Below are 14,639 nucleotides of genomic sequence, written 5' to 3' on the forward strand. Positions count from 1 at the left end.
TCCATGAGCGGTTTTCGCTTAGACGTTCTTGCCGAATACTGGCCGCTTTTTGTCGAAGGCGCCACCATGACGATCAAGCTCACCGTAGCCTGCGTCGTCTGCGGCGTGATGCTCGGCATGCTTCTCGGCATGGCCCGCATGGCTTCCGCGCGCCACGATCCCTGGAAATCGATTCTTTACTACGGCGTGCGCTGGCCCGTGACGATCTGGGTGAGCTTTTTCCGCGGCACGCCGCTTTTTGTGCAGATCTTTCTGATGTACTTTGCGGTGCTACCGATCTTCATTCATCCGGTCGACGGCCTCATCATCAGCGGTTCGCTCGCCCGGGAACTGCGCGGCAGCTACGGCGCTCTGATTGCCGGTTTTCTGGCGATTTCGTTAAACGCCGGCGCCTACATGAGTGAAGTCTTCCGCGCCGGCATCCAGTCCCTGGACAAAGGCCAGAGCGAAGCGGCCAGAAGCGTCGGCATGAGCTACTGGCAGTGCATGCGCCACATCATCCTGCCGCAGGCCTTCCGCCGGATGCTTCCTGCCCTGGGCAACAACGCCATCGCTATTTTGAAGGACTCGTCTCTGGTGTCGGCAATCGGCCTGACGGAACTCGCGTACGCCGCGCGTACCGTTGCCGGCGCTTCGGCACGCTACTGGGAGCCCTACCTCACCATTTCCATCATGTACTGGGTGATGACGCTCGGCCTTGCCTGGCTCATCCGCCTTCTGGAGCAGCGCCTCGGTAAGGGAGACGACAAATGAGTGACGCACCCGTGATGATTTCCATCCGCAATCTCAAAAAGAGTTTCGGCGACCTGCACGTGTTAAAGGGCATTGACCTTGACGTGCGCCGCGGTGAAAAAGTGGTGGTTCTCGGCCCCTCAGGCTCAGGCAAGTCCACGATGCTTCGCTGCATCAATGCACTAGAAGACGCCGACAGCGGCACGATCACGGTGGACGGCGTGGAAGTCACCAGCCGCCGCACCAACATCAACCGCCTGCGCGAGCACTTGGGTATGGTGTTTCAGCGCTTTAACCTGTGGCCGCACAAGACCGTGCTTGAAAACGTCATGCTCGGCCAGATGGTGGTCTCGGGCCGTTCAAAGGCAGAGGCCCGCGAGCGGGCTCTGAAAATGCTCGAGCGCGTGGGGCTTGCCGCCAAGGCCGACGAATATCCCGTGCGGCTTTCGGGCGGCCAGCAGCAGCGCGTCGGTATTGCCCGTGCGCTTGCCATGGACCCCAAGGCGATTCTTTTTGACGAACCCACATCAGCCCTTGACCCGGAACTTGTGGGCGAAGTGCTTGCCGTCATGAAAAGCCTCGCCGACGAAGGCATGACGATGATCGTGGTCACGCACGAAATCACCTTTGCCCGTGAGGTTGCCGACCGCGTGATCTTCATGGATGGCGGCGTGATTGTCGAGCAGGGCAATCCCGAAGACGTTCTCGTGCACCCCAAGGAAGAGCGCACCCGCGCCTTCTTAAAGCGCGTGCTCTAAGAGCATCCGGGGCTGTCCGCAAAGCCGGTACCCGTTTGGGGAACCGGCTTTTTCTTTACGACAAAAAAAGGGGCGGAAGTCCGGAGAATTCCGCCCGAAAAACGAAAGCAAGGAGAAGGAGAAATCTGGCTTTCGGTGTATTACGGCACTTTGAAATCAAACTGGTGGCACTGATTGCAGAAGTTTTCCGAGGGCTGGTGCCCGAGGTGGCAGTTCGTGCAGTCAAGCGAATCCTGATAGTGCGGGGACACATGGGGATTGACGGGCTTGACGTTCTTGGTTTTGGCTACAAGAGCCTTCACGTTATGGCAGGCCGTGCAGGTCGCGGTCGTCGGTTCCTGAGGATTGGCCTTATCGGGCCCGTGGCAGACCGTGCACTGCACGCCCTTGGCAACATGGCGGTCGGCAAGCATCGGAGCGGCCGTGACGGTAGAGACGGCTGCGGCTAAAAGGGCCGCGGTAAACACGGCGGTCATTGTCTTTTTCATGGCGGGATCTCTGTTATTGTCAGCCTTCATGTGCTGGCGGCTCTTTTTGAGTGCCGCAGCACTGACTGCGTGAGACGCATCCTAAAGAGAGGTGCAAAGCCGCACTACATCCCGAAGCATGGGATACCTATCCCGCGGGGTGTAGTCACTTTGCCGCTTTGATTTCAGAATGCTCCCCGTCACACAACAAAGGACGCCGGCCGCGCCTTTCAATGCACACGGCGCCCGAACTCAACGAAAGAAGAGGAAACACCATGGATATGATTGATTCAAGCCGCCGCGGTTTTCTGAAGTCCGCTGTTGCCGCCGGTGCCGCCGTGATGGCTTCGGCTGCCGCCAATGCCGGCATTCCGGCCTCGAACGTCAAAAAGTACGACGAAACCTTTGACGTCGTCATCATCGGTTCCGGCTTTGCCGGCATGGCCTGCGCCTATAAGGCTGCTCAGGCGGGACTGAAGATCCTGATGCTCGAAAAGATGAGCGTCGTGGGCGGCAACTCCGCCATCTGCGGCGGCAACGTCGCCTGCCCGAACAACCCCGTGCAGAAAGCCCAGGGCATCAAGGACAGCAAGGAACTCTTCATCGCCGACTGCATGAAGGACGGCCTCGGCATCAACTATCCGGACCTCTTGGGCACGATCGCCGACCGCTGCAACGACACCATCAAGATGGTGGTCGATCTCGGCTGCGAATTCGTTCCCAACCACATGCTCTTTGAAGGCGGCCACTCCGTTCCGCGTTCTTATGAAATCAAGGCCGGCACCGGTTCCGGTTACATCCGCCCGATGCACGCCGCGTTGCAGAAGCTTCCCAACGTCGTGATCCGCACCCGCGCCAAGTTCGATGACTTCATCATCGGCGCCGACGGTGCCGTCGAAGGCGTCACCTACCGCTCCGGCTACCGCTTCAACAGCAAACTGGAAAGCGACGATCTGGAAAATAAGACCGGCCGCACCAAGACCGTTCGTGCCCTCAAGGGCGTGATGCTTGCCGCGGGCGGCTTCTCCCGCGACATCTGGTTCCGCCAGACGCAGGATCCGCGCGTTGTGCCCACGACGGACTCCACCAACCAGCCCGGCGCCACCGCAGGCGTTCTCACCAAGGCGCTCGGGATCGGTGCTGCCCCGGTGCAGCTTTGCTGGCTGCAGTTCCTGCCCTACTGCAATCCCCGTGAAAAGGGATTCGGCGTTTCCGTGAACTTCACCAATCACGCCTGCATGGACCTCGGCATGGTTGTCGACCGTAAGACCGGCAAGCGCTTCATGGACGAACACGCCGGCCGCAAGATCAAGTCCGACGCCCTCTTTAAGGTGATCGGCACGGATGAAAACTACCCGATCGCCGTCTGCGATGATGCGATTGTGAAGGCAATCAACCCGTCCTTTGTGAAGCTGCCGCTGGAAATGGGGACGGTGAAGAAGTTCAACACCCTCGAAGAACTCGCCGATTACTTCAAGATCAACAAGGCCGCGTTCCTTGAAGAAGTCAAGCGCTTCAACGGCTTTGTGAAGACGGGCGAAGACAAGGACTTCCACCGTATTCTGAAGTTCAACAAGGGGCTCGATGTCTCCAAGCCCCCGTTCTACGGCATCGAATGCTGCCCGAAGATTCACCACACCATGGGCGGCGTGAAGATCAACCCGAAGGCTCAGGTGATTTCCGACGTGACGCACAAGCCCATCAAGGGGCTCTACGCCGGCGGCGAAATCGTGGGCGGTGTGCACGGCGCCTCGCGCCTCGGCACGGTCGCCGTGATCGATGCCCTTACCTTCGGCATGATCGCCGGTGAACAGTTCGCTGCGATGGCGAAGTAATTAAAAGAAAACGGCTCCTCCGAAAGAACGGAGGGCACCACGGCTTGTCCCGGTGCCCTCCGTCTTTTTTGCCTCAGAGTTTTTGTAAAGCCCGTTGTGCCGCTTCGCGCCCTGCGGTGCGCCCCATCACAAAGCACGCTGTCATCTGCATGCCGCCCAAGCGGTCACGGCCGAAAATGCCGCCCGCGGTTTCACCGGCCGCGTAAAGCCCCTCAATCACGCCGCCTCCGACTTTGCGCACGCGGCAGGCCGTGTCAGTGCTGATGCCTCCGAGCGTGTTGTGCACGCTTAAAACTTCTTTTCCCCAGTAAAAAGGGGGCTTTTCAATCGTCTGCAGGAAAACGGTTTTGCCGAAATCGGCATCTTTTTTCTCTGCGACGGCCTTGTTGTAGCGCGCAAGCGTGCGTCTTAACACAAAGGGCTCAATGTCCATGCCGCGCGCCATCGCCTCAAGCGTTTCGGACTTATGCACGTAGCCGTTGGTCAGCTTAATGCCGAGCGAGGTCCCCTTAAAGGAGCGTGCGTCCGTGATCACCCACATCGCTTTTTCCGGGAGGTCAAAAATCGCGTCGGAAATTTCGCCGGTGGAAGCCCCTTCATTGACAAAGCGCTTACCCTGCATGGTGAGATAGATTTCTGCGCCTGCGTATTCAAGCAGCCTGCCCCCGGAATAGGCAAGCAGCAGAATATTTTCCATGCCGGCAAGCTGCGCGCCGAGCTTGTCGGCAAGCGCTATGCCGTCGCCTGTTGCCCCGTCAAAATAAAGCCCCTGAGGATTGGCCGTCGTGGGCATTGCCATATCGATTCTCGGATCCCAGCGCATGCGCATCGCGGTGTTGGCGGTAAAGCCGCCACAGGCGAGAATCACCGTGCGTGCCAGGCCCGTGTGCCGGCTGCCGTCGCGGGTATTGAGGACGGTAAAGCGCCAAAGCCCGTTTTCACGCGTGAGGTTTTCGAGCTTATGCATGAGCCTCAGCTCACAGCCTAGCTCCCGCACCCTGCGGTTTAAGACCGTGATGTAGTGCCGGCCGCCCGCGCTGCCCGCGGGACTGATGCAGCGCGGCCTTAAGCCCCCGAGCGCCTGAAAGACGACGGAAGAAAATTCCACGCCCTGCGCCTCAAGCCAGTCGGCTGCTTCTTCGGAGTGTTCGGCCAGAAACCGCACCATCGGCACGTCAATGCTGCCGCCGATACGACGGGCCTCTTCGGTGAGAATGCCGGCGGAGTCTTCAATCCCCTGTGGCTTTTGCCGCCGGGGGCTAACGACTGCCAGTGACCCGCTGCTGTAAACGCTGTGCCCGCCCACCAGGGGCCCTTTTTCAAGTATCAGCACGCGCGAAGCTCCCGCTTCCCGGGCGGTGGCGGCGGCCGTGAGGCCCGCTGCGCCGCTGCCGGCCACAAGAACGTCCCAGGGCGCTTCCTCTTCTGAGGCAAAAGCCTTCTGTCCGAGAAGAGCCGCGGCCAAAGCCGCCTTTGCCACTGTCCGGCGGGCAATCATCGCAAGCCTCCCGGTAAATCGTCCTTCTCACGGATAATGCCGAGCGCCGTAAGCAGCCGGTAGGCTTCCAGGGGACTTTTCACACCCAGTTTGGCAAAGGCGTTGGCGCGGTGCATTTTGACCGTGGGCTCACTGATCCCCAAGGCCTGCGCAATAGCCTTATTGGCCGTATCAAAGGCCGCAAGTTCAATCACCTCGCGCTCTCTGGGGGTGAGCTCATCGTAAACCGCCCGGCGTTTGTTGAGTTCGTCGCGGGCGCGCTGTGCCTCGCAGGACGCTGCAACGGCTTTTTTGACGGCCGCGATAAGGACCTCGGGCTTAACGGGCTTTTCCAGAAAGTCGCTTGCTCCGTTACGCATTGTGTGCACGGCCATACTGACGTCGCCGTGCCCGGTGAGAAAAATCATCGGCAGCGAAAAACGCCGCGTCTGCAGCACTTTCTGCAGATCAAGCCCCGTGAGTCCGGGCATGCGCACGTCGGCAATGAGGCACCCCGGGCGCGTCATCAGGTCGTGTTCCAGAAACGCTTCGGCGCTTGCGTAAGACACCGTCTCAAAGCCGCAGGTCTGCAGCAGCAGTTTCTGCGACATCAGAAAGATTTCATCGTCGTCCACGAGCCGCACCAGGGGCGTTAAATCCGTCATTTGTCTTCTCCGTTTTTCATTTCCTGATGTTTCTCCGGCGCCGCGTCCGTCACAAACCGTACCGTGAGCCCCCCGGAAGGCCGCCGCTCAAAGGTGAGCGTCGCCCCGTGACTGTCGGCAATGCCCCGGACAATTGAGAGACCGAGCCCCAGGCCTTCGGGCTTCACGCTTTGCATGAGCGACTGCAGCCGGCTGAATTTTTCGTCCGTCAGATACGGGCCGTTATCCGTCACTTCAAGCCGCCAGTTGCCTTCATCATCGGCGGCAAGCGTCACGGCAACGGCAGGCCGTACGGTTCCCTCAAGCGCCTCGGCGGCATTTTTAAGGAGATTAAAAACGAGGAGCTCAAGTTCCAGGGCATCCCCGATCACGGGCGCATGCTCCGGCACCGATACCGTCACGGGAACAGGGCTTCTGAGCGAACTCTTCATGCTGCGTACGGCGCGCCTCACCGATTCAGCAAGGTCGCACTCCGTATGCGCGCGTTTCTGGGACTTGGCGTAGCTGCGGACGCGGTTAACGATGCCGGCGATCCGTTCGGCCTCGGTTTGAATCCCCTCCAGGGCCGTATGCACGGTTTTTTCCTCTTTGACGTCTGCGGGCAGCACAAAGCCCAGAATTGCCCTGAAGTTACAGATTGCCCCCACCGGAGTCTTCACCTCGTGGGCAATCATCGCCGACATCTGGCTCACGATATTGAGCCGCTCGAGGCTCCCCAGCCGTTCGCGGTCAAGCCTTGCCTCCTCTTCCACAATATCGCGGCGCTTTAAGGCTTCCGACAACTGCGCCGTTCTGCGGCGCACCAGTACCTGAAGCCGTATTTCATAAGCAATGAGGATCACGAGCACAAGAAGCGCCGCGTGCACGATGCCGCTGTAGCGGTTGTAAAGGCCTTTTAAGGAGTAGTCGCGCAGATAACTGTAGGGGCCGATTTTAAGGGCCTGGTAAAGTGCGTCGACTGAACCGTGCGGCACAAAACTCAGCCACTCAAAGGTCTGCGCAGCAGGCGCCGTAAGAAGCGCCACGGCAACGCCTCTTACTGACTTCTCACTTGTCCACTCAAAGCCCCAGAGGCTTACGTCCGGAAAAAGGGCCGTTGATCGCCGGCACGCAAGCGCCCCGTCGGTTTTTTCGCCGACGACTTTGAGCGCATCGGTAAGAACAGCGCCGCTTTGGTGCAGTCTCTCAAGCGCACAGGCCGGAAAGACGGCCGCGTCGACCGCACCGTTAAGAAGCGCCGACACCACGTTGGGGTAAACGGCATTTAAAAAGAGCGTTTTGGCAAAAAATGTCGCGGGGTCAAATCCTGCGCGCCGCACTTCATCTTCAGCCGCAAGCCACCCCGGCAGCGACGTCGGCAGCGTTGCCGCAACAGTTTTTCCCTTTAAGTCCGCCAGCGTTTTAATGTCGTCCCGGTCGGCCCGGACAACAAAAAGAGCACCCGCCGAGCGCGCGGCGTCAGCTGCAAGCGTTGTCTTTCGCGTTGCCACACGAAAAGGCGCGGTTTTATTCTGTTCCCGGAAGCGCTGATCGAGGTCAGCCGCGGCAAGCACAAAGTCAGGCCTCAGTTTTTCAATGCCGGTGACGATGTCGGCGCCCTGAATCGGCACGACGTTCACCAACCAGTCCTGCGGCAGCTGCCGGGCTAAAAGCGCCTTCATGCCTTCATGAGCTTCGGCGTCAAGCAGGGTGTCCGACACCGCCACCGTCACAACTTCCGAAGCGGATGCTTCTGCCGCCTGCAGCCCCGGCAACAAACTGCAAAACAGGGCTGCTGCAGCCAAAAATCCTGAAATGAGCTTTCGCCCCGGCATAACGCTTACCTTCAAACTCCACGACTCCGAGTCTACCTGCAAAAATGCGCCTTCTTGTTGCCCTCTGCCACAATTTCACGCCTTCGGACAACAATCCCTCTCTTTATAATCGTCCCCTCAATTGTCTTTTCATCCTGAGTGTGCAAGCCGGTCAACCGGAGTGGTGCCGCTTCGCCGGGGAATCTGTCGCGTGAAATCCTCCAAATCCAAATTCGGCCTTTCTTTTTGGGGTAAAGCCGCTGCCTGGGCCGCGGGCCTTGCCGTCTGCGGCGCCGTCTGTGCGGTCGCAGGCTTTCTGATCATCTTTTCGATCGTTTATTCACAGCTGCCCCCGATTGATTCGCTCACGGATTACCGTCCGAAGGTGCCGCTGCGCGTTTACAGCGCCGAAGGCACGTTAATCGGCGAATTCGGCGAAGAACGCCGCGACTTCGTGCACTTAAAGGATATTCCGCTCTTTGTGCGGCATGCGGTACTCGCCGCTGAAGACAACGGCTTTTACGAGCATTCCGGCATTGAATTTTCAGGTATCGCCCGCGCAGCCATCTCCAACGTCATCTCCGGCCGCAAGGGTCAGGGCGGCTCCACCATCACCATGCAGGTGGCCCGCAACTTCTTTCTGTCTTCGGAAAGAACGTACACCCGTAAGCTCTACGAAGTGGCAATGGCCTATAAGATCGAGAAAAACCTGACGAAGGATCAGATTTTTGAGGTCTATCTCAATCAGATCTATCTCGGACAGCGCGCCTACGGTTTTTCCGCTGCCGCCCAGATTTATTTCGGCAAGAAGCTCTCGGAACTCACGATCGGTGAAGCTGCTGCGATCGCAGGGCTTCCCGTGGCACCTTCGGCCTATAACCCGATTGTCAATCCCAAACGCGCGGTGATGCGTAAAAACTACGTGCTCACCCGCATGTACGACCTGGGCTACATCAGTGAAGACGAGTACAACGCGCAGAAAGCCGCACCGCTTGTCACCTACAACAAAAAAGCCGATGAAGACAAGGCTGCCATCGACTCCATTCACGCCGATTACGCAGCCGAACTCGCGCGCATGCTGGTCTACGACACCTTTAAGGAAGACACCTACACGCTCGGGCTCAATGTCTACACAACCATCCGTGATGCCGACCAGACTGCAGCCTGGAAAACCGTTACGGACCACCTGATTGCCTACGACCGCAAGTACGGCTACAGGGGCCCGGTGGGACACATCGATATTTCCGATCCGGCCACGCGGGAAAAGAACATTGAAAGGGCGCTTTCGCGGCTGGCCTCCGTACCGGAGCTGCCGCCCGCGGTTATCACCGATATCCGTGCGCTCATCGTGAAAAACACCGCCAAACCCGGGAGAGGCCAAAAAGCTGCTCCCACGACCACGGCGCACGTGATGACCGCCGTCCTTGAAAACGGGACAACGGTAGAGCTCGAGCCCGATGAGAGATTCGCAGCCAAGTACTTTACGGCGGCAGCAAAAGATAAAGAGCTCAAACCGGGCAGCGTCATCCGCATCATGAAAACGGACAAGGGCCGCTGGACTCTGGCGCAGGTACCTGAAGTGCAGGCAGGCTTTATCAGCTCGGAATTTAATACCGGTGCCGTGCGTGCTTTGGTAGGCGGCTTTGACTTTAACCTCAATAAGTTCAACCACGTCACGCAGGCGCTGCGTCAGCCGGGCTCATCCTTTAAGCCCTTCATTTACTCGGCTGCGCTCGATAAAGGCTTTAACCCGGCAACCGTCATCAACGACGCCCCGATCTTTATTGATCCGCGCTTAACGGGCGGAGAGCTGTGGGAACCCCGCAACTACGACAACCGCTTTGACGGTCCGATGACGCTTGCCACAGGGCTTAAAAAATCCAAGAACCTTGTCTCAATCCGCGTGATGCAGGCCATCGGCGCGCGCTATGCGCAGCAGTATGTGGGTAAGTTCGGCTTTCCGCCGGAGCGCACCCCCGCGCAGCTCACCACGGCTCTGGGCGCCGGTTCCACCACGCCCTGGGAAATGGCAGGCGCCTATTCGGTCTTTGCCAACGGCGGCTACCGCGTCAAGCCTTACCTCATTGACCGCGTCACCGACAACGAGGGCAAGGTTCTCATGAAAGTGCACAACCCGCAGGCAGGCGACGAAACGATCCGCGCCATTGATGAGCGCAACGCCTTCATCATGCACACCCTTTTAAACGGCGTGATCCGCGGCGGCACCGGTGCGCGCGCCTATCGTGAGTTAAAACGCGTGGATATGGGCGGCAAGACCGGTACGACGAACAATTCTTATGACGCCTGGTTTGCCGGATACGCCGGCCCCCTGGTGGCCGTGGGCTGGATGGGGTACGACCAGATGCGTCCGCTCGGAAACCGCGAAACAGGGGGCGGCCTGATGCTGCCGATTTGGGTTGACTACATGAGAACGGCACTTAAAAACGAACCGCTTTACCGGCGTCAGCAGCCTTCCAGCGTCGTTCTCATCAACGGCAACTACTACTATGCCGACAGTGTGGACGCCTCGGTGCGGGATGTGCCGCTTTCCGGCAAGATTGAAGAGCGCAACAGAGCCCGCGATATTCTCAGGGATCAGATTTTCTGATCAGAGTCCGGCCGGAGCCTTCGCCGCCACGGATTCACCGGTGATGAAGCTGACTGCTTCTGAGAGCGCATCCCAAAAATCCCGGCCGTCACGGGTGGAAATCCAGCGGCCGTTATCATAGGAAAAGTGCAGGCCTCCCTTGCGGCTGGCAAGCCACACCTGCTGAGTCGGCGTATGAAGGTTCACAACGGCCTCTTCGCCGCTGTCGGCTTCAATCGTGAGGACGTTACCCGAGCGGTCGGTCTCCACATCGGCTCCGGCCGCATCAAGCGCTGTTTCAATACCGGCAAAAAGCGCTTCGGCACGTTCCACAAATTCTGTTTCGGTCATAATATTGTTCTTTCTTGAAAAAATAACGGAGCACATTCATGCTGCGGACAATCGTCGCCATTGTATGCCTTGCGACTTTGACGGCCTGCGGCCTTAAAGGCCCGCTTTATCTTCCTGACAGTCAGGCCGGCACTCAGGCCCAGACACAGACTGCACCTGACGCCCGATAACCACACTTTTTGCCTGAGCGACACTCACCATGACCGACGTTGCACACCTGCCCGGTTTCTCGCGCCGCAACGGCACGCTTTACTGCGAAGCGCTTGCCGTCAGAAGTCTTGCCGAACATTTCGGCACACCCCTGTACCTCTATTCCCGCCAGGGCTTAGAAACCGCCGCCGCTGACTGGCTTAACGGCATCAAAGGGACGCACCACCGCGTCTTTTTTGCCGTCAAGTCCTGCTCCACGCTCGCCGTTCTTCGTCTTTTTGACCGCCTGGGTCTCGGCTTTGACATTGTGAGCGGCGGAGAACTCGCCCGGTGTCTCGCTGCAGGCGTTGCTGCCGAAAAAATCGTTTATTCCGGTGTCGGCAAAACGCGGCAGGAAATCCGTGCGGCTCTGACCGCCGGCATCGGGTGCTTTAATCTCGAAAACCCGCAGGAACTCGACCGCGTGCAGCAGGAGGCCGAAGCGCTCGGGGTCACCGCCAATATCTCCTTCCGTGTCAATCCTGATGTGGACGCCAAAACCCACCCCTATATCTCGACCGGATTAAAGGACAACAAGTTCGGCGTGTCCTACAAGGAAGCGCTTGCTCTCTACCGCCGCGCCCAGAGCCTGCCCAATATCCGCATTTCCGGCATTGACTGCCATGTGGGCAGTCAGATCACGCAGATTGAGCCCTTTATTGAAGCCTGCCACTGCATGCTCGACATTGTCGCAGCGCTTAAAAGTAACGGCATTACGCTGGACCATATTGATTTCGGCGGGGGCCTTGGTGTTCAGTACAACCAGGAGACGCCGCCCACAGCGTGCGGGGTGATCAGCCGCATGGCAGAGATCTGCCGGGAAAAGGGTTTCGGAGATCTGAGCCTTTGGTTTGAGCCCGGCCGCTCGCTTTCGGCACGCGCCGGGATGCTCGCCATGACCGTGGAGTACCTCAAACCCACCGAAGAAAAAAACTTCTGCATTGTCGACGCCGGCATGAACGACATGCTGCGGCCCGCGCTCTACCAGGCCGATATGGCCGTGATTGCCGCAGAAGACCGAAGTGACACGAAAGCGGAGACCTACGATGTCGTGGGCCCCATCTGCGAATCCAGTGACTGGCTGAGCAAAAACAGACGTCTAGCCGTGAAAGAAGGCGACACGCTGGTCATGACCTGTGCCGGCGCCTATGGCATGACAATGGGCAGTAACTACAACACCCGCCCGAGAGCCGCCGAGGTGCTCGTTGACGGCGGCAAAGTCTCCCTTATCCGAGAACGGGAAACCGTCGGAGAGCTTTTTAAAGCCGAAACGATTCCTGCTTTCTGACGGGCACTCTGCTAAACTCAATCAACGCCGGAATGACGCTTTTTGCGCTTCCCGGCGTTTTTTGTGCGCACCTGCTGCGCGTGATACACCGGAGTCTGCCATGCATATCGACAATGAACTCAAACTCGACTTCAAGGATGTCCTGATCCGCCCGAAGCGCTCAACACTCACGAGCCGCAGCCAGGTCGACATCACGCGTGAAATCAAATTTCATCATACGAGGGAAGTTTTTCATGCCGTCCCGGTGATTGCCGCCAACATGGATACGACGGGCACCTTTGAAATGGCCCGGGTGCTTGGCTCACACGGCATGATGACGGCGCTGCACAAGCACTATGCGCCCGAAGAGTACATTGAATTTTTCCGCAGCCTCAAAAACAAATCCGATGCTTTTTATTCGATGGGCATCGGAGACGCGGATTACCGGAAGTTTGAAACGGTCATGAAAGCTGTTCCCGGCGAAATCCGCTACGTCTGCATTGATGTTGCCAACGGCTACACCGAAGCGTTCGTGTCCTTCGTTAAAAAGGTCCGCGACACATATCCCGACCTTGTCATCATGGCCGGTAACGTCGTCACCGGGGACATGACTGAAGAGCTGGTTCTCGCCGGTGCCGATATCGTCAAGGTCGGGATCGGCCCCGGGTCCGTGTGCACCACCCGAAAAATGACGGGGGTCGGTTACCCGCAGCTTTCCGCCGTGATTGAATGCGCCGACGCAGCGCACGGCCTCGGCGGCCGCATCTGCTCCGACGGCGGCTGCACGCAACCCGGTGACGTCGCCAAAGCCTTCGGCGGCGGCGCTGACTTTGTGATGCTCGGCGGCATGTTTGCCGGTCACAATGAATCGGGCGGTGAGGTCCGTGAAATCAACGGCAAGCGCATGCGCGGCTTTTACGGCATGAGCTCCAAAACCGCCATGGACAAATATTCGGGCGGCGTAGCGAAGTACCGGGCGGCCGAAGGTAAGCTCGTCTGGATTGAAGACCGGGGCCCGGTGGAACAGACCTGCCAGGACATTCTCGGGGGAGTACGTTCAGCCTGCACCTACGTAGGGGCAAAGCGCCTGAAGGAACTCACGATGCGCACGACCTTTGTGCGTGTTTCCCAGCAGTTAAACGAGATCTTCGGCAAGTCCTGAGCCTCAGAGTGCGGTGAGTGACAGAAGCGCCTCTGCAAAGCTCCAGCCCTCCGTGGGGCGCTTCGTAAAGCCTGACTGCGAAAAACGCAGCCAGCGGCCCGTCACAAAACTCACGTACACCTCTGCACAGCGTGCGACATTGGTATCAGCTGCGATTTCCCGGTTGACCACCGCAAGCTTGAGCGTTTGACGGACCGACGTCTCCGCCTTGCTGATGACGTGTGTCATGTACTGCTGTACCCGGTCCTCCTCAAAGACCAAGNGGCTTTTACGGCATGAGCTCCAAAACCGCCATGGACAAATATTCGGGCGGCGTAGCGAAGTACCGGGCGGCCGAAGGTAAGCTCGTCTGGATTGAAGACCGGGGCCCGGTGGAACAGACCTGCCAGGACATTCTCGGGGGAGTACGTTCAGCCTGCACCTACGTAGGGGCAAAGCGCCTGAAGGAACTCACGATGCGCACGACCTTTGTGCGTGTTTCCCAGCAGTTAAACGAGATCTTCGGCAAGTCCTGAGCCTCAGAGTGCGGTGAGTGACAGAAGCGCCTCTGCAAAGCTCCAGCCCTCCGTGGGGCGCTTCGTAAAGCCTGACTGCGAAAAACGCAGCCAGCGGCCCGTCACAAAACTCACGTACACCTCTGCACAGCGTGCGACATTGGTATCAGCTGCGATTTCCCGGTTGACCACCGCAAGCTTGAGCGTTTGACGGACCGACGTCTCCGCCTTGCTGATGACGTGTGTCATGTACTGCTGTACCCGGTCCTCCTCAAAGACCAAGGCCTCCCCAGTCATCAGGCGCGTGAGCCCCGGATTTTTCTCTGCAAACTCAAGCAGCGCCCTCACCTTGGCGGTTGCTCTTTGCGTATAGGTCAGCCCCTCAACGGCATCGAGTTCTGAAAACATCGTCATCACGGATGTTTCGCAAAACCCGATCAGACTCATCAGAACCTCCGCCTTGCTGCTGAAGTGCCGGTACAGGCACGCTTCCGATACCCCGCACAGAGCCGCTATTTCCTTCGTGGTGAAGCGTTCGGGCTTCGGATTACTCAGAAGCATCACCACCGCCGTCAGAATGTCCTGACGGCGTTCTTTGCCGCGTTTGTACTGACGCTTGGCAACCGGTGTGATTTCTTCTTTGTCTTCAGTCATCAACGATTTTTTGCGGGTAAAGAAAAACCCCCGAGACCGTTTTAATCCCGAGGGTTTTAAATGGTAAAGCCCGGCAGTGTCCTACTTTCACTGGAAATACAACCAACTATCATCGGCCCAGAAGCGTTTCACTGTCCTGTTCGGAATGGGAAGGAGTGGTACCGCCACGGTATGGCCGCCGGGCAAAGCCTGTTGTCTCAGAAGTTCA

The 14,639-nt window shown here is 58.5% G+C and carries 15 protein-coding genes and 1 rRNA gene; 8 read left to right on the forward strand and 8 right to left on the reverse strand.

The genetic code is table 11. From position 1 onward, the window contains the following. Window positions 1–3 precede the first annotated feature (3 nt). Together BQ7486_RS02880 and BQ7486_RS02885 are read left to right on the forward strand one after the other, a co-directional pair. Window positions 4–753, forward strand: coding sequence for an amino acid ABC transporter permease (locus BQ7486_RS02880; RefSeq protein WP_074008888.1), 750 nt, complete (start codon window positions 4–6; stop codon window positions 751–753). Window positions 754–767: 14 nt separating this feature from the next. Beyond that, window positions 768–1,490: an amino acid ABC transporter ATP-binding protein gene (locus BQ7486_RS02885; RefSeq protein WP_074008913.1), complete on the forward strand. Its 723-nt coding sequence runs from the start codon at window positions 768–770 to the stop codon at window positions 1,488–1,490. A 140-nt stretch (window positions 1,491–1,630) separates the two neighbouring features. Here the strand turns inward: BQ7486_RS02885 and BQ7486_RS02890 are convergent, their stop codons facing one another. Next, entirely contained in the window at window positions 1,631–1,978 is a 348-nt protein-coding gene (locus BQ7486_RS02890; protein ID WP_074008914.1) for a cytochrome c3 family protein, read from the reverse strand. 254 nt (window positions 1,979–2,232) lie between these two features. Between BQ7486_RS02890 and BQ7486_RS02895 the strand changes: the two genes are divergently transcribed. Beyond that, window positions 2,233–3,792 carry an FAD-dependent oxidoreductase gene (locus tag BQ7486_RS02895; RefSeq protein ID WP_074008915.1) on the forward strand — a complete coding sequence of 520 codons (1,560 nt, stop codon included), beginning with the start codon at window positions 2,233–2,235 and terminating at the stop codon, window positions 3,790–3,792. Between the two features lie 73 nt (window positions 3,793–3,865). Here the strand turns inward: BQ7486_RS02895 and BQ7486_RS02900 are convergent, their stop codons facing one another. From BQ7486_RS02900 to BQ7486_RS02910, 3 genes are read right to left on the reverse strand one after another with little or no spacing between them, the layout of a single operon-like run. Continuing rightward, a complete protein-coding gene (locus BQ7486_RS02900) occupies window positions 3,866–5,290 on the reverse strand; it encodes an FAD-dependent oxidoreductase (protein ID WP_074008889.1) in 1,425 nt (474 codons plus the stop codon). Then, the gene (locus BQ7486_RS12355) at window positions 5,287–5,934 is read right to left on the reverse strand and encodes a response regulator transcription factor (RefSeq protein WP_022372292.1); all 648 of its coding nucleotides are present in this window, start codon (window positions 5,932–5,934) and stop codon (window positions 5,287–5,289) included. Before BQ7486_RS12355 ends, BQ7486_RS02900 begins: the two co-directional genes overlap by 4 nt. Then, a complete protein-coding gene (locus BQ7486_RS02910) occupies window positions 5,931–7,748 on the reverse strand; it encodes a PhnD/SsuA/transferrin family substrate-binding protein (RefSeq protein WP_143183011.1) in 1,818 nt (605 codons plus the stop codon). Before BQ7486_RS02910 ends, BQ7486_RS12355 begins: the two co-directional genes overlap by 4 nt. Window positions 7,749–7,938: 190 nt before the next feature. On the opposite strand from BQ7486_RS02910, the gene BQ7486_RS02915 reads away from it, so the two are divergent. Then, window positions 7,939–10,335 (forward strand): penicillin-binding protein 1A, encoded by a 2,397-nt coding sequence (locus tag BQ7486_RS02915; protein WP_235836716.1) that lies wholly within the window; start codon window positions 7,939–7,941, stop codon window positions 10,333–10,335. On the opposite strand, the gene cyaY is transcribed toward BQ7486_RS02915, so the two are convergent. After that, the gene (gene cyaY / locus BQ7486_RS02920) at window positions 10,336–10,665 is read right to left on the reverse strand and encodes an iron donor protein CyaY (RefSeq protein ID WP_204206980.1); all 330 of its coding nucleotides are present in this window, start codon (window positions 10,663–10,665) and stop codon (window positions 10,336–10,338) included. It abuts the gene before it with no gap. Between the two features lie 38 nt (window positions 10,666–10,703). Here cyaY and lptM point away from each other — a divergent pair, with 38 nt between their 5' ends. The 3 genes from lptM to BQ7486_RS02935 all read left to right on the forward strand — a co-directional run bounded on the left by lptM (window position 10,704) and on the right by BQ7486_RS02935 (window position 13,283). Beyond that, window positions 10,704–10,835: an LPS translocon maturation chaperone LptM gene (gene lptM / locus BQ7486_RS12460; protein WP_084765603.1), complete on the forward strand. Its 132-nt coding sequence runs from the start codon at window positions 10,704–10,706 to the stop codon at window positions 10,833–10,835. Between the two features lie 29 nt (window positions 10,836–10,864). Then, the gene (lysA, locus tag BQ7486_RS02930) at window positions 10,865–12,142 is read left to right on the forward strand and encodes a diaminopimelate decarboxylase (RefSeq protein WP_074008891.1); all 1,278 of its coding nucleotides are present in this window, start codon (window positions 10,865–10,867) and stop codon (window positions 12,140–12,142) included. 100 nt (window positions 12,143–12,242) lie between these two features. Beyond that, window positions 12,243–13,283: a GMP reductase gene (locus BQ7486_RS02935; RefSeq protein ID WP_074008892.1), complete on the forward strand. Its 1,041-nt coding sequence runs from the start codon at window positions 12,243–12,245 to the stop codon at window positions 13,281–13,283. Window positions 13,284–13,286: 3 nt separating this feature from the next. Here BQ7486_RS02935 and BQ7486_RS02940 read toward each other — a convergent pair whose 3' ends face one another. Continuing rightward, on the reverse strand, window positions 13,287–13,511 hold the full coding sequence (locus BQ7486_RS02940) for a hypothetical protein (RefSeq protein WP_143183012.1): 225 nt from the start codon (window positions 13,509–13,511) through the stop codon (window positions 13,287–13,289). Window positions 13,512–13,558: 47 nt separating this feature from the next. Here BQ7486_RS02940 and BQ7486_RS02945 point away from each other — a divergent pair, with 47 nt between their 5' ends. Further along, the gene (locus BQ7486_RS02945; RefSeq protein WP_074008894.1) at window positions 13,559–13,798 is read left to right on the forward strand and encodes an IMP dehydrogenase; all 240 of its coding nucleotides are present in this window, start codon (window positions 13,559–13,561) and stop codon (window positions 13,796–13,798) included. A 3-nt stretch (window positions 13,799–13,801) separates the two neighbouring features. On the opposite strand, the gene slmA is transcribed toward BQ7486_RS02945, so the two are convergent. Both slmA and rrf read right to left on the reverse strand, forming a co-directional pair. After that, complete coding sequence (gene slmA, locus BQ7486_RS02950; RefSeq protein WP_074008895.1) at window positions 13,802–14,431, reverse strand: nucleoid occlusion factor SlmA; 630 nt, start codon at window positions 14,429–14,431, stop codon at window positions 13,802–13,804. Window positions 14,432–14,499: 68 nt separating this feature from the next. Then, window positions 14,500–14,614: ribosomal RNA gene (gene rrf / locus BQ7486_RS02955) — 5S ribosomal RNA — on the reverse strand. Window positions 14,615–14,639 lie beyond the last annotated feature (25 nt).

Source organism: Duodenibacillus massiliensis (genome assembly GCF_900128485.1).
GTDB lineage: Bacteria > Pseudomonadota > Gammaproteobacteria > Burkholderiales > Burkholderiaceae_F > Duodenibacillus > Duodenibacillus massiliensis.